At 61.4% G+C, this 21458-nt stretch carries 16 protein-coding genes and 6 pseudogenes; 16 read left to right on the top strand and 6 right to left on the bottom strand.

Annotated elements, in window-relative coordinates:
* Nucleotides 1-138: 138 nt before the first annotated feature.
* The 4 genes from AB3X94_RS10995 to AB3X94_RS10980 all read left to right on the top strand — a co-directional run bounded on the left by AB3X94_RS10995 (nucleotide 139) and on the right by AB3X94_RS10980 (nucleotide 4614).
* Nucleotides 139-945 carry an enoyl-CoA hydratase/isomerase family protein gene (locus AB3X94_RS10995; RefSeq protein WP_368611523.1) on the top strand — a complete coding sequence of 269 codons (807 nt, stop codon included), beginning with the start codon at nucleotides 139-141 and terminating at the stop codon, nucleotides 943-945.
* 1 nt (nucleotide 946) lies between these two features.
* Entirely contained in the window at nucleotides 947-2233 is a 1287-nt protein-coding gene (locus AB3X94_RS10990; RefSeq protein WP_368611522.1) for a CaiB/BaiF CoA transferase family protein, read from the top strand.
* A 52-nt stretch (nucleotides 2234-2285) separates the two neighbouring features.
* Nucleotides 2286-3650, top strand: coding sequence for an MFS transporter (locus tag AB3X94_RS10985; RefSeq protein ID WP_368611521.1), 1365 nt, complete (start codon nucleotides 2286-2288; stop codon nucleotides 3648-3650).
* A gap of 250 nt (nucleotides 3651-3900) precedes the next feature.
* Complete coding sequence (locus AB3X94_RS10980; RefSeq protein ID WP_368611520.1) at nucleotides 3901-4614, top strand: TetR/AcrR family transcriptional regulator; 714 nt, start codon at nucleotides 3901-3903, stop codon at nucleotides 4612-4614.
* A 190-nt stretch (nucleotides 4615-4804) separates the two neighbouring features.
* Here AB3X94_RS10980 and AB3X94_RS10975 read toward each other — a convergent pair whose 3' ends face one another.
* A complete protein-coding gene (locus AB3X94_RS10975) occupies nucleotides 4805-6397 on the bottom strand; it encodes an MDR family MFS transporter (RefSeq protein ID WP_368611519.1) in 1593 nt (530 codons plus the stop codon).
* 800 nt (nucleotides 6398-7197) lie between these two features.
* Here AB3X94_RS10975 and AB3X94_RS10970 point away from each other — a divergent pair.
* From AB3X94_RS10970 to AB3X94_RS10930, 9 genes and pseudogenes are all read left to right on the top strand, one after another.
* Nucleotides 7198-8325: pseudogene (locus tag AB3X94_RS10970) on the top strand (epoxide hydrolase); the annotation flags it as partial.
* Nucleotides 8324-8561 (top strand): annotated as a pseudogene (locus tag AB3X94_RS10965) (alpha/beta fold hydrolase); the annotation flags it as partial. The pseudogenes AB3X94_RS10970 and AB3X94_RS10965, both read left to right, overlap by 2 nt.
* 342 nt (nucleotides 8562-8903) lie before the next feature.
* A complete protein-coding gene (locus AB3X94_RS10960) occupies nucleotides 8904-9356 on the top strand; it encodes a MaoC family dehydratase (RefSeq protein ID WP_176123973.1) in 453 nt (150 codons plus the stop codon).
* Between the two features lie 35 nt (nucleotides 9357-9391).
* On the top strand, nucleotides 9392-10102 hold the full coding sequence (locus AB3X94_RS10955; RefSeq protein ID WP_368611518.1) for a flavin reductase family protein: 711 nt from the start codon (nucleotides 9392-9394) through the stop codon (nucleotides 10100-10102).
* A gap of 33 nt (nucleotides 10103-10135) precedes the next feature.
* Nucleotides 10136-11317, top strand: coding sequence for an alpha/beta fold hydrolase (locus AB3X94_RS10950; protein WP_368611517.1), 1182 nt, complete (start codon nucleotides 10136-10138; stop codon nucleotides 11315-11317).
* A 34-nt stretch (nucleotides 11318-11351) separates the two neighbouring features.
* On the top strand, nucleotides 11352-12245 hold the full coding sequence (locus tag AB3X94_RS10945) for an alpha/beta hydrolase (RefSeq protein ID WP_368611516.1): 894 nt from the start codon (nucleotides 11352-11354) through the stop codon (nucleotides 12243-12245).
* A 29-nt stretch (nucleotides 12246-12274) separates the two neighbouring features.
* Nucleotides 12275-13063: an enoyl-CoA hydratase/isomerase family protein gene (locus AB3X94_RS10940; protein WP_368611515.1), complete on the top strand. Its 789-nt coding sequence runs from the start codon at nucleotides 12275-12277 to the stop codon at nucleotides 13061-13063.
* 60 nt (nucleotides 13064-13123) lie between these two features.
* Nucleotides 13124-13639, top strand: a pseudogene (locus tag AB3X94_RS10935) (LysR family transcriptional regulator); the annotation flags it as partial.
* 103 nt (nucleotides 13640-13742) lie between these two features.
* Nucleotides 13743-14036, top strand: a complete 294-nt coding sequence (locus tag AB3X94_RS10930) for a LysR substrate-binding domain-containing protein (RefSeq protein WP_368611704.1) — start codon at nucleotides 13743-13745, stop codon at nucleotides 14034-14036.
* A 295-nt stretch (nucleotides 14037-14331) separates the two neighbouring features.
* Here the strand turns inward: AB3X94_RS10930 and AB3X94_RS10925 are convergent, their stop codons facing one another.
* The 4 genes from AB3X94_RS10925 to AB3X94_RS10910 all read right to left on the bottom strand — a co-directional run bounded on the left by AB3X94_RS10925 (nucleotide 14332) and on the right by AB3X94_RS10910 (nucleotide 16751).
* Nucleotides 14332-15306 carry an alpha/beta fold hydrolase gene (locus AB3X94_RS10925; protein ID WP_176106251.1) on the bottom strand — a complete coding sequence of 325 codons (975 nt, stop codon included), beginning with the start codon at nucleotides 15304-15306 and terminating at the stop codon, nucleotides 14332-14334.
* 115 nt (nucleotides 15307-15421) lie between these two features.
* Nucleotides 15422-15922, bottom strand: coding sequence for a hypothetical protein (locus tag AB3X94_RS10920; RefSeq protein ID WP_246391856.1), 501 nt, complete (start codon nucleotides 15920-15922; stop codon nucleotides 15422-15424).
* The gene (locus AB3X94_RS10915) at nucleotides 15919-16395 is read right to left on the bottom strand and encodes a hypothetical protein (protein ID WP_176106252.1); all 477 of its coding nucleotides are present in this window, start codon (nucleotides 16393-16395) and stop codon (nucleotides 15919-15921) included. The genes AB3X94_RS10920 and AB3X94_RS10915 overlap by 4 nt, the downstream gene beginning before the upstream one ends.
* Nucleotides 16392-16751 (bottom strand): 4-oxalocrotonate tautomerase family protein, encoded by a 360-nt coding sequence (locus tag AB3X94_RS10910; RefSeq protein WP_368611514.1) that lies wholly within the window; start codon nucleotides 16749-16751, stop codon nucleotides 16392-16394. The genes AB3X94_RS10915 and AB3X94_RS10910 overlap by 4 nt, the downstream gene beginning before the upstream one ends.
* Nucleotides 16752-16857: 106 nt before the next feature.
* On the opposite strand from AB3X94_RS10910, the gene AB3X94_RS10905 reads away from it, so the two are divergent.
* Complete coding sequence (locus tag AB3X94_RS10905; protein WP_368611513.1) at nucleotides 16858-17892, top strand: GlxA family transcriptional regulator; 1035 nt, start codon at nucleotides 16858-16860, stop codon at nucleotides 17890-17892.
* Between the two features lie 252 nt (nucleotides 17893-18144).
* Nucleotides 18145-18852 (top strand): annotated as a pseudogene (locus AB3X94_RS10900) (epoxide hydrolase); the annotation flags it as partial.
* A 360-nt stretch (nucleotides 18853-19212) separates the two neighbouring features.
* On the opposite strand, the pseudogene AB3X94_RS10895 reads toward AB3X94_RS10900, so the two are convergent.
* Nucleotides 19213-19680: pseudogene (locus tag AB3X94_RS10895) on the bottom strand (DUF6130 family protein).
* A 1061-nt stretch (nucleotides 19681-20741) separates the two neighbouring features.
* On the opposite strand from AB3X94_RS10895, the pseudogene AB3X94_RS10890 reads away from it, so the two are divergent.
* Nucleotides 20742-21341 (top strand): annotated as a pseudogene (locus tag AB3X94_RS10890) (DUF932 domain-containing protein); the annotation flags it as partial.
* Nucleotides 21342-21458 lie beyond the last annotated feature (117 nt).

The raw sequence follows: 21458 nt of genomic DNA, 5'->3' as shown, positions 1-21458 counted from the left end.
CGTACCGCGCCGTAGCCTGATTAATTGCCGCTACGACACGGGAAATAATCTCTTCGGTTGTCACCTCTTTTCAACCAGAAAATGCCGACATCAATGTTTTTATTGCGATGTTATGCTCGTTAACATGTGGATGTGGAAATGTCCGAATCTGACGAAATGGAACAAAGAATGGACGAAGCACTTGTTCAGAGAGAAATCAAAGGCCCCGTGACGGTCCTTACAATGAACCGTCGCCCGCACAACCTGATGGGCCCGACGCTGTATCGCGCCCTGCTCGATGAATTCGATCAGGCAGTGAAACGCGGCTCGCGCGCGATCCTGCTGCGCAGTGGTCTGCGGCACTTCTCAGCCGGCGCTGAAGTGGCGCTTTTTCCCGATCGCATTACCACGCAAGGCAAAGCGCTGATGGATCCGCTCGAGGTGCTGCGTGGCTTCGAGACACTACCGATCCCGATTGTTGTCGCGGTGAACGGAACATGCCTCGGCGGCGGATTCGAAGTGGCGCTCGCCTGCGACTTCAGCGTCGTCGCCGAATCGGCAAAGATCGGCTCGGTTGAGGTCGCACTAGGTTTGCAGCCGCTGCTCGGCGGCATTCAGCGTCAGGTGATGCGAGCCGGTCCGGCACGCGCGAAAGAACTCGCGTTGCTCGGTCGCCGGTATGACGCGGCCACGCTCGAACGCTGGGGCCTGATCAATCTGGTTGTGCCGGACGACAAGCTCGATGAAGTGGCGCTGTCGATTGCGCAGGAACTCGCCGCCGGCCCGACCGTCGCGCATGCCGCCACCAAGCAACTCGTGCGTGTTGCGGTCAATGAGGGCGTTGCCGCCGCCGACGAAGCGATGTTCGAGTTGCAAAAGCCGATCTGGGCGTCGCAGGATCTTAAACGCGGACTGGAGGCCTTCGATAAGACTGGTCCTGGCTCCGCTATTTTCGAAGGGAATTGACATGACCGGACCGCTCGAAGGACTCAAGGTCGTCGATTTTTCCCGCGTGCTGGCCGGCCCGCTGTGCGCGCGGACGCTAGCCGATCTTGGTGCCGATGTGATCAAGATCGAGCCACCGCGACCCGACGTGTCGCGCGCCGCATTTCCGAATCACGACGGCATGTCCGGCTACTACGCTCAGCAAAATAGCGGCAAGCGCAACATCAGCATCGATCTGAACGCACCGGGCGCACGTGATTTCGTGCTACGCCTGTGTGACGACGCCGATATCATCGTCGAAAATTTTCGGGCTGGCACGCTCAAGGGTTTTGGACTCGACTACGCGACACTCGCGCAGCGCAATCCCAAGCTGGTCTACGTTTCGATCACGGGCTACGGCCAACACGGTCCATGGGCGTCGCGCATGGCCTATGCGCCGACCGTGCAAGCCGAAACGGGATTCACGCACAACACACTGCGACATTTCGATAACGCCAGCGACGGCCGTAAATGGACCGATCCCCTGTCGCACGCGGACGTCTATGCGGGCCTGCAAGCGACCATCGCCGTGCTCGCGGCAGTGCGCAAGCGAGAAGTCACCGGGCGCGGCCAGTACATCGACGTCGCAATGGCGGCCGTGATGCTGTCGATCAACGAGCGCGCTCACCTCGATCTCGCGGGTGTCGATACGGGCGCGGAGCCTGGCATCCTCGGTGCCGCCGACGGCCCTCATTTCATCGGCCCGGGTGGCGAAGAGTTTGTGGCGGCGCAAAGCATCGTCGGCAGCAACACGTTTCCGAATTACCTGAAGGCGATGCGTCGTATGGACCTGGCGCACGATCCGCGTTTCTGCACCGCTGAGCACCGCCTGAGGAACTACAAGGCATTGCACGCAGTGATCCAGACCTGGATGCGGTCATTCCGCGATCTGAAGACGCTCGATGCGCAACTCGACGAGGCCAAAATCGCGATCGGCCAGATTCGTACGCTGAAGGAATTGGCCGAGACCGATTGGGCCAAGCAATGGGGTGCGGTGCACGAGATTTCGGATCGCCGCGGCGGCTCATATCTGATACACGGCTATCCATGGCACTTTTCAGATGACGAGCTTGGAATGCGCAGCGCGCCCGCATTTCGCGGCGAGCACAACGAGCAGGTTTTCCGCGAAGCGGGCCTCGCGGATGCCGAAATCCGCAATGCAACCGATAGCGGCATTCTGGTCGGTGGACCGCCGCCATTAACGAAGAAGATCGGCGCGTCCGTTGTTCCGCACGCGCGTGAATTGCAGAAAGTGGCGGACGATCTTTGATCGCCGAGGTACGCCTCGTTCCCGGTGTCAACACATCACGTCGGAGGACTGGATGGAAGTGGTGAAACAAGCCTGCATAGAGGCGTCATCGTCGGATGACAACGCCCTCCTTCGGAAAGCCTACGCTTCGGCGCAATGGAGGATACTGCCGATACTGTTTGGTTTATGGATGCTGGCGTGGGTCGGCCGCTCGAACGTTGCTTTCGCGAAGTTGCAAATGGTCGTGGATCTGCGATTCAGCGAGACAGTCTATGGACTGGGCGCCGGCCTCTTCTTCGTCGGTTACGTGCTGTTCGGCGTCCCTACCACGATGCTACAAAAGAAAGTTGGCGCGCGTGCCGTGCTTGCTGGTATCGCCGGCGCGTGGGGACTGACCAGTGTCGCGATGACGTTCGTCAATAACGCGCCGACGTTCTACGCATTGCGGTTCCTGCTCGGCGTGTTCGAGGCCGGATTCTACCCGGGTGTCGTGTTGTACTTCAATGCGTGGTTCCCCGGAACAAGGCGCACGCGCAACTTCAGCATCTTCCATTCAGGATCGCTCTTCTCGACGGTCACGATCGGCCTAACGGGAGGCTTCGTGCTCGAGCACATGAACGGACTGGCCGGCTTTCAAGGCTGGCGATGGATGTTCTTCGCTCAGGCCATCCCTACGGTCGTGTTGGCGTGCGTTGCGTTCATGATACTTCCGGATCTGCCTCGCGGCGCCAAGTGGCTTTCGGCGCGCCAGCGTACGCTCGTCGAGAACGATCTCCGAAATAGCGCCGAAACGATGAACGATGCGCACGACGAGGACCGGCCTCTTTTCCTCAACCCCGCCGTCTGGATCCTGAGCGCGGCCTACTTCTCCCTCCTCGCCGCGACGGCCGCACTGTTTTTCTACTCCCCGACGATACTTCGCGAGGCGGGATTCGGCGGATACAAAGAGATCGGCCGTGCAGTCGCGGGTGCCTGCATTTTAGGGGCATTGGGCAATGTGCTTATCTGTAGCATCGGGGGCAGTGCGCAGCGTCGGCGGCTCTTCTGTGCGCTGGCGTCGTTTTTTACTGCGGTGAGCCTTTCGGCGCTCGTCTTCGTATGGCACAGCAGCCCCATCGCGACGTTTTTTCTCCTTGCTCTGGGCTTCGCGGGAACTGGAGCGGGTATAACGCTCTTCTGGCAAATGACTGTCGGCCTCCTCAGCGGTAAGTCGTTAGTGGTCGGCGTGCCGTTGATCAGTTGCGTCGCCAACGTCGCAGGCTTCGTTACACCCTTTCTTATCGGATATGTCCGCGACGCGACTGGAACTTACGCGAGCGGGTTCATAATGATTGCGTGTGTCCAGGCAATCGGCGTAGCGGTTCTTCTTTTTGGCGTGCAACACATTGTCAGGAGGCGATCGCCCGTTGACGACGTATCGGCTCGATGCTCCACTTGATCAGTCGATGCCAACGGGGCGGACCGGGTAGTCATGGCAAGCGCCCGCGTTGCGCGCTAAAAGGCGGCCTTCGGCGCGGTCTGCCTGGAGCAGATGGGCATGCGGTGTAGCCTGACATCCAGCCACGCCAGCAAGCCGCCAGAATGCGCGTAGTGATGCTCGCCTGTCTAGCGGCCCATCCGGATATTGCTTGCCTCTTTGCGCAGAATTTATAATCGATTCCTTGTTTTGCTCCACCAACGAAGGCCACGTGAGTCCTAAGTCATCTATCACAAAGAACGCGGATTACCACCATGGCAATCTGCGCAATGCGCTCATCGAGGCGGGGCGCAACGCGCTCAAGGATGTGTCTGCACAAGATCTGAGTCTTCGTTACCTCGCGCGAATGGTGGGCGTATCAGAAGCCGCGCCCTCGCGACATTTTGCCGGTATCGACGAACTTCTGGCCACGATCGCGGCGAGTGGATATCGCGACCTCGCTGCGTTGCGCGTTGCGATCCGTGACAGCGACGACGCCGCACTTGCCAAAGCGTACCGGATGATGCGGGTGTATGTTGAGTTCGCGCAGCGCCACAATGGACTGTTCGGTCTGATGATCGGACCTCGCATCGTGGCGCATCAGGCGTATCCAGAACTCACCGAGGAAAGTAACAGGTCTTTTGGGTTGTTTTCCGAGACGATTGAGGCACTAGCTATCGAGAGTGGCTGGGCCCATGCCGATCTCAAGCTAGTGACTCATGCCGCGTGGAGCATGGAACATGGTCTCGCCACGCTGATCCTGGCGAACCGCGCACCGAGGGCGGACACCAAGGTCGCAATACCTAAGTTGATCGACTTCGTCTTGATGACTTTGCTAAGCGCGATCACGGCCGGCCCGGATCATCTCCAGCGCGTGATTCAGCAGTGCATGCTCTCTGAAAAGCCTGTGGTGACCCGCACAGCGCGCAAGCGCGCCAAAGCGTAGCCGTCGTCGCTGTCAAATGTGAGCGCCGCGCAGCATACTGTTCTGGAGGTGTTCGACATCGTGATCAACGAGGGACGCTGCGGAGTTCAGTCGCACTCCCCGCATGGTCACGCTGTGCCCCAGCTACCACGGAACGTCGCTAACCATGTACGAGCTCGCAGGCAGCAGCCGACACCGGGGTAACCCATCGTCAACTATTTTGTGGCTGCGCCTCGAGATAGCCGACCCGCACCGGCGGCACGAACCACGCGAGACACAAGCCGACCATCGCAGCCACAGCGGCCACGATGAGGCCAGTGTGGATCGAATCCACGAGCGCGCTGCGCGCCGAGTTCATCATCGCGTCGCCGGCGTGCCCGGCGCTCACGAGGCGACTGATCAGCGCGGCCTGCTCGGCACGGTCCACGAGCAGTTCGGGACTTGCAAACGACTTGAACCACTGCGCCGCCTGGTATGAATCTAGCGAGCGATTCACGCCCACCGTGTAAAGGTGCCCCAGCAGCGCGCCTGTCATCACCGTGCCCAGCATGCCGCCGAATGTGCGCAGCGACTGCAGCAATGCGGTGGCGGCGCCGAGATGGTCTCGCGAGACGATCTGCTGCGAGCAGACCGTGAGGCTCGTGCCCACGAGGCCCAACCCCAGGCCGCTCGCTCCCATGCACGCCATCCACACGAGGTACGGCTCGTGGCCTCGCAGCACGACCACCGCGAGGCTCGCAAAAGCGGACAACGCGAAGCCGACGTAGAGGATCGCGTTGGCGCGCCGGATGCGCGTGACCACGCGGTTATTGATGAAGCTGCCGACCGTCGTGCCGAGCAGGAGCGGCGTGATCAGCATGCCCGAGGCACGCGGAGACATCGCATAGCCGCCCTGAAACAGCAGCGGCACGTAGAAAACGAGAGAGAACAGCGCGAACCCGCCGAGCATTGACATTGCAAAAAGCGCACCGAGCCTGCGGTCGAGCAGCATGTCCACGGGGATGATCGGATAGCCCATGCGCTTTTCCCAGAAGAAAAGCGTCAGCGTACAGACCAGCGCGATCACGGCCAGTATGATCGTAGAAGCAGTCCATCCTTGCCTCGGCAAGAGCTCGATCGCCAGCTGCAGCGCGCCGAACGTCACGGCGACGACGAATGCGCCGAGCCAGTCGAGGCGCAGCCGCGCGCCGTTGCGGGCATGGCGCAAGTGCGGAAGGAAAGCACGCACGAGGAACAGCGCCACCACACCCACCGGCACATTGACGAAAAACACGAGCCGCCAGCTTCCGTGCTGAGTCAGCATGCCCCCGAGCATTGGCCCGACCATGTTCGCAAGGCCAAACGCCGAAGTCACGAACACCAGCCAACGCAGCCGTAGCCTCGGATCGGGGAACAGGTCGGCGACGGTCGCGAACACCGTCCCCAGCATGATGCCGCCACCGATGCCCTGAAGTCCGCGCGCGAGCACCAGAAACAGCATGTTGGTCGCCATCCCGCAGAGCACCGATGCGAGGGTGAAGACAAGGATGGCGGACAGCATGAAGGGCTTGCGACCGAACAGATCGCCCAGACGCCCGAAGATCGGAATTGTGATGACCGACGTGAGCATGTAGGCCGTCGCGACCCATGCATAGAGTTCGAAACCCTTGAGCTCCGCGACGATGCGCGGCATCGCGGTGCCAACGATGGTCTGATCGAGCGCGATCAGCATCGAAACCGATGCGACTCCTAGCATCGCCAATATCGACTCGCGAAATGGCAGCAGTTGCCGTCGTTTATCGTGAAGTTCGATGCCAGTGGCCATGAAGCGCTCCTCGCCGCTGAGAAGCGGCTGATCTGCTGCGCGGCGCCCGGCTTCGTTGAACCGGTCGGCCCCGCGTGTGCAACGTTCATGCGTTGTGCAGTGATGGTACGCCTGCAAACGCGAACGTGACGGCTGAGTCCCGGCTGTTCGTGAGAGGCCTGCATGCGCGCAAGCAAGTCGCAAGGCTGGGGCGATTGCGCGGTGGGAGCGCCCTCGCGACGGCGGTGGTCAACGGCGTTGATGTGAGCGCATGCGGTTTCTGTGTATCCGGTCAGCTTAAACGGTGAACGTCCGTTGCATAGGCCGAACCTGCCGGATATGTGCACTGCCGCGGTGCACTTCAAAGATCCTGGCCAGTAATCTCGATACGCTCTCCATTAGATGGCGGCATTTTGCGTTCCCCAACTTCCGCTAGCCTTTGCCTTGCCAACTGAAACGCGAGCAGCAACTGCTTCTGGCTGTCCTCTGCCGCTCCGAGGTATTCGCAAACAACTTCTGGCCTGGGTTCGAAGGCGCGGTATCCCCAGCCGAAGCCGTATGGGTTCGGTCATCACCGTGGGGCCACCGATCGGTCTGACTGGCTCGCCACGTTCCGACAGCGTGACGATTTCGTAGAACGATTCACCGAATTTCTGATTGGCAAACGAAAACACCGGCTGCGCGGCGAGCGACATGGCGTGAAACCCATCGAACCCGACGAACGCGGCTGACGGCACGGCGATTCCTTCGAGTGGTGTCCTGAAACCGTAGTTTCTACGTCCTTTGCGATATCGGCGGCCGCTCATACAAATGCGCTATGGATGCACGGATTTGATTGTACGCAAATAAGCGGTACTCAACGATCCTTTCGCACCAGCGGTCGACCGACTCTTTCAGTTCCCATTCTAGTCACCGTTTCCATATCGCAGGTCAGGAGAACTCCTCATGAAAGGCCTCAAATCCCTACTTGTCACCACGCTGATCGCGGTCCCCGCCATCGCCAATACGCCGGCGACCGCGCTTGCGGCCGAGACGCCCGCGACGTCCGCTGCGTCCGCGGACGACACGGCCACGGCTACGACTGGCGCCACGCCGAAGCGAAGCTGAACGCGCTGCCGCAGTACGTCACGACGATCGATGGCGTCGATATTCACTTCATCTGGGTGCGCTCGAAAAATCCCGGTGCGTTACCGCTGATCATGACGCATGGCTGGCCCGGCTCGGTGTTCGAGGAGCTGAAGGTGATCGGACCGCTGACTGACCCGGTAGCGTACGGAGGACGTGCGGAGGATTCGTTCGATCTGGTTCTGCCATCGATGCCCGGATACGGATTTTCGGGTAAGCCGTCGACGGCGGACTGGACGCCAGATCACATCGCGCGAGCATGGGAAGAACTGATGCGGCGCCTCGGCTATCAGCACTACGTCGCACAGGGCGGAGACTGGGGCTCGGTGATCGCCGACAAGATGGCCGCGCAACAGCCGCCGGGCCTGCTCGGTATTCACGTCAACATGCCGGCGACCGTGCCGCCTGGGATCGCAAAGCGGCTGAAGGCAGGCGATCCCCCGCCGCGCGGGCTTTCCGACAAGGAGAAAGCCACCTATCAGTCGCTGAACAATCTGTACACGCGCGGCAGCGGCTATGCGGCGATGATGGTCACACGTCCACAGACGATCGGCTATGCGCTCGCGGATTCCCCGGTCGGACAGGCCGCATGGATGTACGACAAATTCGCGGACTGGACCTACAGCGGCGGCGATCCGGAACGGTCGTTGAGCAAAGACGAGATGCTCGACGACATCACGCTGTACTGGCTGACCAATACCTCCACGTCGGCGGCGCAGCTTTACTGGACCAACAACGCGAACAACTTCAATAGCGTGAACATCTCGATCCCAGCCGCCGTGACCGTGTTTCCCGGCGAGATTTATCAGGCGCCCCGCAGCTGGCTACGCCGAAGTCGGACCCGCCGATGGTCCCGTGGTGATCCTGCTTCATGGCTGGCCATACGACATCCACAGCTTTGCCGACGCTTCGCTGCGCATCGCAACGGCGGGCTATCGGGTGATCGTTCCACATTTGCGCGGTTACGGCACGACGCGCTTTCTTTCCGCTGATGGATGCGCTAAAGATCCAGCGAGTGATTCTCGGGGGTTTCGACTGGGGAGCGCGCACAGCAAATATCGATACGCAACGTACTATCGGGGGCGGCATTGGTCACAATTTGCCCCAGGAGGCACCGCAGGCGTTTGCGGACGCAATAATCGAAGTGGCTCGCTACTAGTTTCGAAGCCAACGTGCATGTTTGCGCACCTCAGTATGCGGCGCGCGAACATGCACTCGAGCGGCTAACCTCTCGGCAACCCGGGCGCCCGCAGCCCGTTCAATTATTGATCCGCCTGAAATAATCCATTCAGCGGCACCCTCTTACTCCTCGCCGAGCCCTTCCCTACAGTAGCTGCACGACACACGGGATACCAATGCTACCAGCCGGTCTCCCGCATCCCTGGCTCAAGAGGAGACATTCATGAATCGGCAGGCGCTTTATTTCGACGACCTCAAGGTCGGCGACACCTCCATCACCGGTACGTACGAAGTCAGCGCGGCCGCTATCAAGCGGTTCGCCGCGGAGTTCGATCCGCAGCCATTCCATCTCGACGAGGAAGCCGCCCGCGGCACCATGTTCGGCGGCCTCGCAGCGAGTGGCTGGCATACCGCGGCGATCACGATGCGTCTGCTCGTCAGCGAGGGCCCGAAGCTGATCAACGGCGTACTCGGAGCCGGCTGCGAAGTCGAATGGAAGACGCCGACGCGCCCCGGCGACATCCTGCACGTGGAAAGCGAAGTGGTGGAACTGATCCCTTCGCGCTCACGCACCGATCGCGGAACCGTCGCGCTGCGATCGAAAACGATCAATCAGCACGGCCAGATCGTGCAGGACATGACCGCAAAACTGATCGTCGCACGCCGGCCTGCGTAACGCCGATTGCCCGTCACTTCGCAAGGACCTCCATCATGATCGTCGATCCCTCCACCCAGGACGCCGCCGCGAACTACAAGCTGTTGATCGGCTCGATTCTGCCGCGCGCCATTGCGTGGGTCAGCACGCTTTCAAAAGAGGGCGTCGCGAACCTCGCGCCAATATCGTTCTTCACCGCGGTCGGCCGCAAGCCGCCGATGATCTCGATCTCGATGCAACCGCGTTCCGACGGCGTCACGCTGAAGGACACATTCATCAACATTCGCGACACCGGCGAATTCGTCGTCAACATCGTCAATCTCGAACTCGCGGATGCGATGCACCGCAGCGCTTTCGAATTCCCGTCCGACGTCGACGAGTTCGAAGCAGTTGGCCTGGAAAAGGCGGCATCGCTGATGGTCCGGCCGCCGCGCGTGAAGGCCGCGCCCATCGCGCTCGAATGCAAGGTCGATCGGATCATCCCGATCGGCGACCAGCACGACCACGTGGTGTTCGGCGAAGTGCTGCGCTTTCAGATCCGCGACGACCTTTACCTCGATCGCGGCCGCATCGACACCGCCGCACTGCAAGCCGTCGGTCGCCTTGCCGCCGAATACACGGTCGTGCAAAGCGCGTTCACGACGCCGCTCGACCCGCAGGTGCTCGCGCGGCTCCAGGACCACCGCATCGGCCGGCTCGATGGCTTCGCGGACGGTTACTCGCCGATCGACGCGGCGAACTGGTCCGCATCCGGCGCGACTCGCTGATTTTCAATTCCAACAGCCTGACAGGGAACATCCATGAATCCCACTCATCCGAGCCGGCCCTTGCTCGTGTTTATCCACGGATTCCTCGACGGTGCCGCAGTCTGGGACGACCTCGCGCAGCATCTCGGCGAGCGCGCATCCGGCGCACTGTGCGTTGATCTACCGGGAATGGGGGCCCGCGCCGCCGACCCCGGCCCATACAGTCTCGATAGTTTCGCCGCGGACATCACGACGCAGATCCGCGCGCTGTCGCGGCCGGTGGTGCTGATCGGTCATAGCATGGGAGCGCAGATCGCCGAACTCGTCGCGGTACGGCTAAACGAGCAGGTACGAGGCCTCGTGCTTCTGACGCCGGTACCGTTGCGCGGCACCCGTCTGCCGGCCGAAGCGATGCGCGGGTTCCATGCGCTCGGCGGCGATCCGGTCGCGCAACGCGAGTTACGTCGCAACGTGTCGGTGAATCTCGACGACGCTCAACTCGAGCAGCTTGGTCAACTGGGCGACCGTGTCGATGCAAACGCGACAGGCACCTTCGCCGACCTTTGGAACGAAGGCCATCCGACGGGTGCGAACCCTTCGCGATACCTCGGCCCGGTGCTGATCATCCGCGGCGATGGAGACACCTTCGCCACGGCCGAAATGATCTCGCTCGGCGTAACGCCACGTTTCAGGGCACCGCACGTCACATCGATCGAGCGCGCCGGTCACTGGCCGCACGTCGAGCAACCCGCCGCGATCGCGCATGCCGTCGGATCTTTTCTCGCGAACATCGAGGCCAACGGGGCAGGGCTGAACGCTCCAGACGTGCCGGTGTCGCCGCAAGGATGGACCCGCGCGTTCGGGCAGAAATCCGCCGATGCGTTCGCCGAGACGTTCTCGCCCGATGTGATGCTCGAAGCGAGTGTGCTCGCGAAGCCGGTCGTCGGCATCGATCAGGTCAAGACCGTCATGACCACCGCGAGCCGGATCTATGAGTCGCTCTCCTTCACGCACGAGGCACACAGCGGGCTGCGCGATTACCTCGAATGGGAAGTGCAGGCCTTCGGCGGCGAACAGATGCGCGGCATTACCGTCCTGACGACGAATCCGCAAGGCAAGATCGTGCACGTGGCGATCCATCATCGTCCGCTCGGCGGTGCGCTCAGATTCTCGGCTGAACTCGGCCATCGTTTGCAAGGCGTGGTCGACGCGAGCCTCTTTTATCGCAGCGCGTAATCCGCGCGCTGAGTCACATTCCCTGGAGATTGAAATGGTGAAACGTACCGACGTTGAATTCGAAGTGGACGGCGGCGTCAAGCTGCGCGGCTGGCTGTTCGTTCCCGCCGGCGACGGACGCCGCCCCGCGATCACGATGGCACATGGCTACGCGGGAGTGAAGGAACACGGACTCGAACCGTTCGCGCGCGCTTTCGCGGAAGCCGGTTTCGTGGTGTTGCTGCACGACCATCGCGGCTTCGGCGCGAGCGAAGGCACGCCCCGTCACGACATCGATCCGTGGCGTCAGATCGCGGACTGGCGGCGCGCGATCAGCTTCCTCGAAACGCTTGACGTCGTCGATCCGAAGCGGATCGGCCTGTGGGGCACGAGCTACGCGGGCGGTCACGCGATCGTGCTCGGCGCGACCGAGCGTCGGCTGCGCTGCGTCGTCGCGCAAGTACCGACGATCAGCGGCTACGAACAGGGGCTGCGCCGCATTGCGCCGGAGAATGTCGCCGCCCTCGAAGAAGCGTTCGCCGATGACGATCGCGCGCAATTGCGCGGCGAGCCGCCGCGGCGTCAGGCGGTCGTCAGTAGCGATCCCGCAGTTGCCGCGTCGTATCGGGCGAAAGACGCGCTCGAATTTTATTTGCAGCCGCTGCCGGATGGAGCCTGGGAAAACAACGTAACGGTTCGCTCGACGCGTGCCGCACGAATGTACGAGCCGGGCCAATGGATCGCGCGCGTTTCGCCAACGCCGCTGTTGATGGTGGTCGCGACGAGCGACACGATCACGTTGACCGACCTCGAACTCGCAGCCTACGAATGCGCGCTGCAGCCCAAGCGGCTCGTGACGATCGAAGGTGGACACTTCGACCCGTATCTGTCGCAGTTCCGCCTTTCCAGCGAAGCCGCTGTCGAGTGGTTCAAACATCACCTCGCCTAACGTCCATCCCCACGACAAAGGATCTCTCCATGGCTCACCTGACTGTCCATTTCGACGAAGGGCTCGCGACGATCGTCATCGACCGCCCTCCGCAAAATCGCATCGACGACCAGATGATCGACGAGCTGGCCGCAGCAGTCACCGCGATCGAGCGCAGCGACGCGCGCGCTGTGCTCGTGCGCAACGAAGGCGAAAACTTCTCGTTCGGCGGCGACATCATGACGTGGCCCGATGCGAACGTGCGTGAACTGCGTGCGCGCTTCGAGCACTACATGTCCGTGTTTAACCGCTTCGAGCGTCTTCCGGTGCCGGTCGTCGCCGCTGTGCAAGGGCTGTGCTTCGGCGGCGGCTTCGAACTCGCGCTGCGCGCGGACGTGATTTTCGCGGGCGAATCCGCGACGTTCGGCCATCCCGAACAGACGCTCGGCATCGTCACTGTGCTCGGCGGCATCTATCGGGTCGCGGAGCGCGCGGGCCGATCGCGTGCATCCGAGTGGGCGTTGACGTCGGAGAAAGTCCCGGCCGCGACGATGGAACGCTTTGGCATCGTCAATCGCGTCGTTGCCGACGCCGATCTGCTGAAGGCTGCTTCCGATTTCGCGCGCAAGCTCGCACACGGCCCCACGCGCGCCTATGCCGCGCACAAGGCGCTGCTGCGCGCGTGGGCGGGGGGCGGTGTCGCGGCCGCTGACGAAGCGATGTTCGACATTGCGATGCCCTTGTTCGAATCCGACGACGCACAGCGGGGCATCCGTTCCGCCGTCGAGGCGCTGAAGGCCGGACGTCCGAGGCCGGTCATGGACTTCACCGGTCAATAGCAGCGGGGCTCGCGATTTGCGGTCTAATGGCGTCTTCCTTATATAACGGAGACGCCGATCATGGACCGCATCGCCGCGATGAACGCCTTCGTCCGTGTGGTGGAAGCCGGCACGTTCACGAAGGCAGCGGAAACACTCGACATGCCGAATGCGTCGCTGACGCGGCTCATCCAGAAGCTGGAAGAAGAACTGAAGGTCCGTCTGCTGCACCGCACGACGCGCTCGGTCACGGTCACCCCGGAAGGCGCGATCTACTATGAGCGCGTCGTGCGCCTGCTTGCGGAACTCGCGGATATCGAATCGTCGACCACGCATGCACGGATGAAACCGTCGGGCCGACTGCGTGTGGAGGCGGCGACGGCAATCGGCGCGCTCGTGGTGGTCCCGGCTCTCGACGACTTTTACCGCACCTATCCCGAGATCGGAATCGAACTCGAAGTCGGCAATGAACGCGCCGATCTGATCGCCGAAGGCTTCGACTGCGCGATCCGCGCCGGCACGGTCGACGAGCAGTTCATGGTGGCCCGGCAGATCGGCAGTTTCGGTTTCACTACATGCGCGACGCCCGCGCTGCTCGACGCGCACGGCGCGCCGGCATCACCGGACGAGTTATGCAATCTGCCGACGATCGGCATGATTCCGTCCACCGCAGGCTACCCCCCGTCGTTCCCGTTTTTGTATGACGATCGGAAAAAAGGGACTCCACTTGAGTCATCGGCTCGTCGTCAACGATACGAATGCATATCTCGCGGCTGGCCTCGCCAGTCTCGGCGTCATCCAGGCGCCGACCTACTCGGTGCGCGACGCAATCGTGGCGGGCAAACTCGTGCCTCTCCTCGTGGATTGGCGGCAACCGATTATCCCCGTGCATGTGATCTACGCACCCAACCGTTATCTGAGCGCGAAAGTGCGCGTCTTCATCGACTGGCTCGTGGAACTATTCGAACGGGACGAACATTTGCGTCGTCGGTGAGGTGACAGGGATGCGCGGGCGCGAAATCGGCGAGGCTTCACTTCTGCCACTCGCTCGGGCGTGGTTATCACGCCAACGCTGGCCAGGGCGCAAGCCGTTTCTAGCAGCAACGAACCGCTCAAGCGCGGGCAGCGCGCTTTCCGATCGAGCGTGAAAAAGCCCGGACGTCGGCGGGCATGCCGGACACTTCGCGGATCGCTGTCTGGAGCATCTTTTCGGATTGCGCGACCGAAAGCGCGGCAAACGAGGCCACCGCGGTGTCGGGAAGCGCGTGTGCATCACTCGCGCATTCCCACTAGTCACTGACAGGATTGCTGCCCGCGCTAAACGCGGCCCGAACTTCGTCCACTGTCTGCTCAGGCGCTTGCAGATGCGGAAAATGGCCGAGTTTAGGGAGAATCGAAAGCTTTAAGCCGTTACGGTTCGCATACTCAACGCCCATTTCCTTCTTGATATAGATATCCTGCTCACCCCACACGACCTTCACGGGGATCTTCAGCTTTGCCATATTCGCTTCGAAGTAGTCCTGGTCGCGGGTGAAATGGGAGTAATAGTGGAAGAACGCATCTGCCGACGTGACATCACCGCCCCAACCTTTCGCCATATCGTCCGTGAACTCCCGCGGCAACGCGTAGCGCTCCTCCGCCGACATGCCGCGGAAGAATGTGTTTGCCAGGATTTCGTCACGGTTCTTGTTCATCGCAGCACGCACGGCGTCGGACGAAGGCTTTGACTTCAGGCCCTGCAGGCTTTCGTACATGTACTGTGGACGGTTGAACGGGGCAAAGTCACCCACGATGATCTCGCTGGCGATATCCGGTTGCTCCAATGCCGCCAGCAGCGCAGGCAGGGCCCCGATATCGGTCGCATAAATCACAAGCTTCGAACTGTCGATGCCGGACGTGCGGACATAGTCTGCGAGCACATGCGCATAATCCAACGGCGCGTAGCCGAAGCGATCGGCGCCTGGACGCGAAGACTGCCCGTAGCCAGGCCAGTCAAAAGCATGCACCTCGTAGTCGCTCGACAGGGATTCCGCGATTGGCTTCCACGCATACATCGTCTCCGGGAAGCCGTGCAGCAACAACACCGTACCCTTGCGATGCGCGGGCCGATAGACCATATGACGCAGCTTGATGTCGGGATTGACCTGCAACTCGCCGACCTCAACCTTCGGCGCCGACGAGGATGATGCCGGCACAATCTGGCATGCGGCACCGCCCACAGCTACTGCGGGGAAGACTGTCGGCTTCGTAACTAGTTTGAACATGATCGTCACTCTCGTTTAGTGCGAAATTGCGCCAGCTAAAGGCGCTTCGTTGCTTCGGAATTCCTCGGGGCGCCCCAAAGCGGTGGCGCAGCGGCCCTGTACGCTCCAGCGCTTTCTACTGGGGCGAAGGCGAATTCAAAAGCTTACCCAACGGCTTCAGTGGGCCTATTGGGAGCAGCGAGAATGTCATCAAGTGCGCTTTCCCCAATGGAAGTGCCTCGAGCATTTCATGCGCTTGACTCACGTCGTTAACGTTCAAAATGAACGCCACCCCAGCCCGGTCTTGCAGTGAATACCACTGATCAATCTTGCCCTCGAGGTAGAGTTGCGCCGTCTCGCGAGCTTCGGACGGAAGAATGTCTTGGACAAGCTGCATGTCCGTGCCCGGTGGAAAAGTACCAATCGCTAGTATCTTCGTGGTCGGCGTGGCTGGCATCGGAGTGGTGTGGGCCATGGAAACTCCAGCAGAAGCGATCAGCACAGTGGCTGTCGTCAAGTTAAGAAGAAGCCGTTTCATCGCACGGCCTCGAACACCGTCTGTGACTGCAGTTTTCAGCCGCTCGATCAGATCGGTCGTGCGATAGCGTTCGCGTACGCCATCAGGAGCATCTGTCATCGAGAAGTCGCTCCAGTGCAGCCGTCCTCGCGTGAGGCCGCGTCCGATACCTTATTCAGTGCCGCTGCTTCCGGTCCGCTCAGATAGCGATCACGAAAGCGCTCATCGACGCGCTCCCACATAAGTTTCGAAAACAGCAGCACCGCGTTGAGCGGGCGATGACTAATGACCACGGACTCCGTCTCGCCGTGCTCGTTCATGTGCGCGACGACCACCGTCTCGATCGGCATACCCTGGATCTGCGAGCGATAGGACTCCATATACAAACTATCGCCAATCGCGCCCTTATAGCTGTGTTGCTGGAATTCGTAGAGTGAGACCGCGTGTTTGATCACGGAGAGAATATCGGCTCGTCCTTCGATCGGACGCTTCAGCACGGAGGCCTCGAGCGTCGCGTTTTCAGCGAGGTTCGTCAGCCAGAGCGGCGGACCGCCTGCGGGTGCCATTACGGGGGCTGTGTCATTGAATTTCATGCCGGGCGCTCCAGTGACGATTTGCTCGCAATGCCTGCGCTGGCGGCATTGAGCGCCGCTTCGAGCGTAATGCGCGCTTTTTCGAGGCGGCGTCGGGCAAGCCGGGCGACGCCTGCGTCGCGCTCCGAATCGCCCGCCAGCAGCGCATGAATATCGGGCAGCATCCAGATTGCGCCGCCCGTACCCCAAGCGCCATCGGGTATCTCGGTTGGGAAGACCCAGACGCGCGGCGCGACGTGGCTGGCGGGATCGTACCCTTCGGCCCTGATGAGGATGTCGGTCAGTTCCCTGACGAGGCGCGCTTCGGCTTCGGACGTCAAGGCATCCTCGGGCCACAGTGCATCGATCATTGGCATGGCGCTGCTCCTGCTTTCAGTTCATGGAATGTGGCCATGATCAGGGTTTACCGGTTCGCCCAAAAGTGGCAGCATCGCCATTATTCGTGGAATTTCGGACACGCTTATGGCTATCGTGCGCATCTGGGTCTATGACGGCATCCTCGCGTCCGGCGTCGCGGGCCCTGTCGACGTCTTCAGCGCCGCTAATCAGTTCCATGCGCGCAAGACTGCACCGGGAACGACATCCGCGCCCCTGTTCGTATGGCGCGTGGAATCGCTCGACGGTCATCCCGTCAGGTCTGCGTCGGGTCAGACCATTCACGTCGACGGCAAGATCGACCCGCGCAAACGGGCGGACGCCGTTTTGCTGACGGCACCGTTTTTCTCGAACATCGACGAGTTCATCGGGCGCCGCGAGCATTTGAACGAACTGTCTTCCGCGCTGCGGCGCCAACGCAAGGCAGGCGCTGTCCTGGCGGCTTTTTGCACGGCGAATTACCTGCTCGCCGAGGCCGGCCTGCTGGATGGCCGCGCCGCAACGACGCACTGGGCGAGAGCGTCGGACTTTGCGCGCCGCTATCCGCGCGTCGAAGTTCGCGCAAACGAACTGCTGATCGCGCAAGACGGCATCATCTCGGGAGGCTCCGTGACCTCGTATCTGAATCTCGCTGTGCGGCTCGTCGAAACATTCGCCGGCGAAGAACTCGCTACGATGACCGCGAAGGCGCTATTGATCGACATGAACCGCACTTCGCAGGCTTCCTTCGCAACGCTTCTCGAAGAACATGGGCATACCGACACGCTCGTCGCGCGCGCCCAGCAGCAGATGGAGGCTACACTGCAGCAGGGATTCCGGTTGAGCGATCTGGCGGCATCGCTTGCTGTCAGCGAACGCACGCTCAATCGCCGTTTCAAGGAAGCCGTCGGGCTGGCACCGTTGACGTATTTGCAAAACCTGCGCATCGAGGTCGCGAAACGCCTGCTGGAAACGCGCCCAATTGGACTCGAGGCCGTGAGCCAACGTGTCGGTTATGGCGATATCAGCACATTTCGACAATTGTTCAAGCGCAAGACCGGATTGTCTCCGAGTGAATATCGAATGAGGTCTTCGCGTGGCGCAATGAATATGGAAGCCGAGCCGGACAGCAAAGGCGACTGAGACGTCACGACGTTACGCACCCCAGTGGTCACTCCCTTCCCTCTCTCGCCCCCCATCTCCGTTTTGTACCCGAGAGTATCTGCAAACAGATTGGATGCGCGCCCTTACCCGCATACAACTTTCAGACACAAGCGGGATACGTTCATCCGGTCAGATACGCGATCGCGAACCGGGCGCCGGGACGCAAACCTACGGGCACGCATGACTTCGTGAAGCTGCACGTCGCGCACTTCATGCGCAGCGCAACACCCAATGGGCTATCAACGATTTGCCTCGCAGGGAGGCGATCTCGGCGGCATCGTGACGAACATCATGGCTAAACAGGCGCCGCCCGAACTGATGGGGATTCACGTGAACTTCCCTGCTTCCGTTCCTGCAGAGGTTCTGAAGTCGCTGGCCGCGGGCGACGCGATGCCTGCCGGCTTATCGGACGAGGAGCAGCACGCGTATGAACAGTTGAGCGCGAACTTCAAGAAGAAGCGCGGCTACGCATTCGAAATGGGCACACGCCCGCAGACGCTGTACGGACTCGCCGACTCGCCGGTCGCGCTGGAGTCCTGGCTGCTCGATCATGGCGATGGCTACGGCCAGCCCGCTGCGGCGTTGAGCGCGGCAGTGCTCGGTCATCCCGTCAACGGTCATGCCGCAGGTGCGCTCACGCGCGACGACGTGCTCGACGACATCACACTCTATTGGCTCACCAATACCGGGGTTTCGGCGGCTCGCTTTTATTGGGAATCGCACGCGAACTTCTTCCTCGCGGCAGACGTCAATGTGCCCGCCGCTGTGAGCGCGTTTCCGGGAGAGAACTACCAGGCGCCGAAGAGTTGGACCGAAAAGGCATATCACAACCTGATTTACTTCAACAAGCCCGAAACTGGCGGGCACTTTGCCGCGTGGGAAGAACCGATGATCTTCGCGAATGAAGTGCGTACGGGGTTAAGGCCCTTGCGCGCGTAAATGCGAAGCGCTCCAGCACGCAAGTGTCGGAGCGCTCACACTGTCGGGCAAATCGAACGCAGCAGTGATCAATCTCGGCCAGATCAGCTCGCGCGGCGGCGATGTGTTCCTGATTGCGCGACACGGACTGGAAACATTCGCGCGGATGGCCGCTGGACAGCGTCATGCTCCAGCGAGTGCAAGCGGCCACAATCGGCCGCCCGCATACGTTGACGGTTCGACATTCGGGCGCGCGCTCTGCCTTGTGACGGGCCGTCCCATGTCAAAGAAGAACACTCAGTCATCGGGTAGAACGCTCATAATTCACGATGCGTTGGACGTCATTCGCGAGGAACCAGCGAAGAGGGTCTTCACAGCCCTTCAGTGCGAATGAGGCGTGCCCTCAGGGACCGTGAACGTCACCGTCTGCCGGCACTCCGTGCAATCAGCGAATACGTGATGTTGAGCGTCGACCAACTCCACGAGCATCTTGTGCTGGCCGGGTGCCAGACCCGCGACGCTGATTGTATTGACATCATTCGCTTCTACCCAACCCCAAGGTAAATCGTCGATGTGTACGTGCAGATGCCCGATTCGTGGAGACACGGTAAGCGCGGCTGCCCCGAACACCGGAACGATATGCACGTTCTCCACCCGATATTGGATTCAGACGATCCCGTGGGCCAACCCTGCCGGAAGCGGCGTGGGATCCACGATCAGTTTGGGCTGGGGCTCGTTTTTGACGGCGGCGTACGGTGAAGCGATCCCGACCTCCCCGGTGCTCTGGGCGAAGGCGTTCGTTGCGAGCACGGCACCAGCCGTAACTGCGGCAAGCGTTTTGATCAGCATGTTCATTTGCGTTCTCACTAGTTGATCCCCAAGTAGAGAAAGTCCGAATAACTTAGCTTGGAATCGCTGGGCCATGTCATGGCAGTTGGACAGATGTGACTTCCGAAGCTCTGGGACAGCGATGGCGTATTTGAGCGGGTGAGCGTATCCCGCTGATGTCAGAAAGTCGGCTGTACGTAAGCGTGCGTATCCCTGACCGGTGTAGATACGGCGGGATACAAAAGGATGCGGTGCGGGGCGGACGCCTGCGCTGAGAATCAGTCGATGCTCAACGTGACGCCCGGTTGCCGGTCAGCGACAGAACCATGAGCGAACGTCGGTTGAGGCTCTGACAACGGCCCGTTCTGATGGGAGCACTCTCACGGAGGCTCTGAGGTCGTGCACAGCCGCTCGACGTCAACTGAAGCTGCCGCTTGCCCAGACCGGCCCGATACCGTCGTCAGCTGAGGACCCCATATCAGCCGCTGATACTTTGAGGGACCAACTACCGCTGTGGCCGAAGACCGGCCCCACGTCGCGGTATCAGCAAGTTCCCGATCCCTTCGCTAGGAGAGGCCGCACGGCCGCTTGGCCGTGGAGCCGCGGACCGCACGACCGCCATCAATCCGGCTGCTCGAGGTGCCATCCTGGCCTGCCGCCGCGCACGGTTGTAAATCACCTGATGGCGCCGGTTGTCGGTCATCAACTCCGGGCGCAGCAGTCAACCCCGTCGCTTTTTAGCGAGGGGTGGTCTACGCGGCCGCGCCGTAGGACCACACCTGCAGGCCCGGTCAACCCGAGGCATGGCATGCACCCCGCTCCCAGCCTCCCGCCCTTGACCCGCCACAGTAGCCGATAGCGGGCGCGCATCAAGGGGCAAGGGACCGTGTTGCCCGCACCCCTCCCTCGCCTTTTTCCTTGACACACGCGCGCGATCGGCTCCTCCAGTCGCACGGGCGGGAACCCGGGAGCCAGGCGGTAGCAACGCCAACCCCGAGTTCCACCGGGAAGTGTCCAGCCGCAATAGCAAGACACCTCCCCTCGCCCGGTTCAGGTCCTCACCCTTGACTGTGGAGATTGCCATGCAACTCGCTTCCTCTTTCCATTACGGGTCCCCGATGCTGCGCGCTGACTCGCCGCTTTCGGACGACCAGATTCCCCACGTTGCCCCTTCCATCTTCGCGGACGGCAAGCACGAAAGCCGCTCCGAGCGCTACACCTACATTTCCACCATCGATGTGCTCCGCGGCCTGCGCAACGAAGGCTTTCAGCCGTTCATGATCTGCCAGACCCGCGTACGCGATCAGGGCAAGCGCGAATTCACCAAACACATGCTGCGGCTTCGCCACGCCGACCAGATCCCCGGCGAGGAAGCCGACGAAATCGTGCTGCTGAACTCGCACGACGGCACCCAGCACTTACCAGATGCTGGCGGGCACATTCCGGTTTGTCTGCCAGAACGGCATGGTCGCGGGCGAGAACGTCGCCGATATCCGCGTGCCACACAAAGGAACGTCATCCAGAACGTGATCAATGGCGCTTTCGACGTCCTTGAGGGCTTCGACCTGATCCACGAGCAAAAGGAAGGCATGCGCGCCATGACGCTCGATCGCGACGAACAACAGGCGTTCGCCCGATCCGCACTCGCGTGGCGTTACGACCCAACCGATGCCGAAGCGCCCGCGCCAAAGAAACCGCGCTCCGACTTGGCGAGCTTTTCGCCGCGTTGCAAACAATCGCAGTCTCCCTCTCTGACCGAGCGTCCACTGCCCGAAATAGCTCACCTCTCATGCAATCGA

The sequence above is a fragment of the Paraburkholderia sp. BR10923 genome, from assembly GCF_040948765.1.
Taxonomy (GTDB): domain Bacteria; phylum Pseudomonadota; class Gammaproteobacteria; order Burkholderiales; family Burkholderiaceae; genus Paraburkholderia; species Paraburkholderia youngii.
Note: the sequence above shows the minus strand (reverse complement) of the source record. Positions and strands in the feature narration are given on the sequence as shown.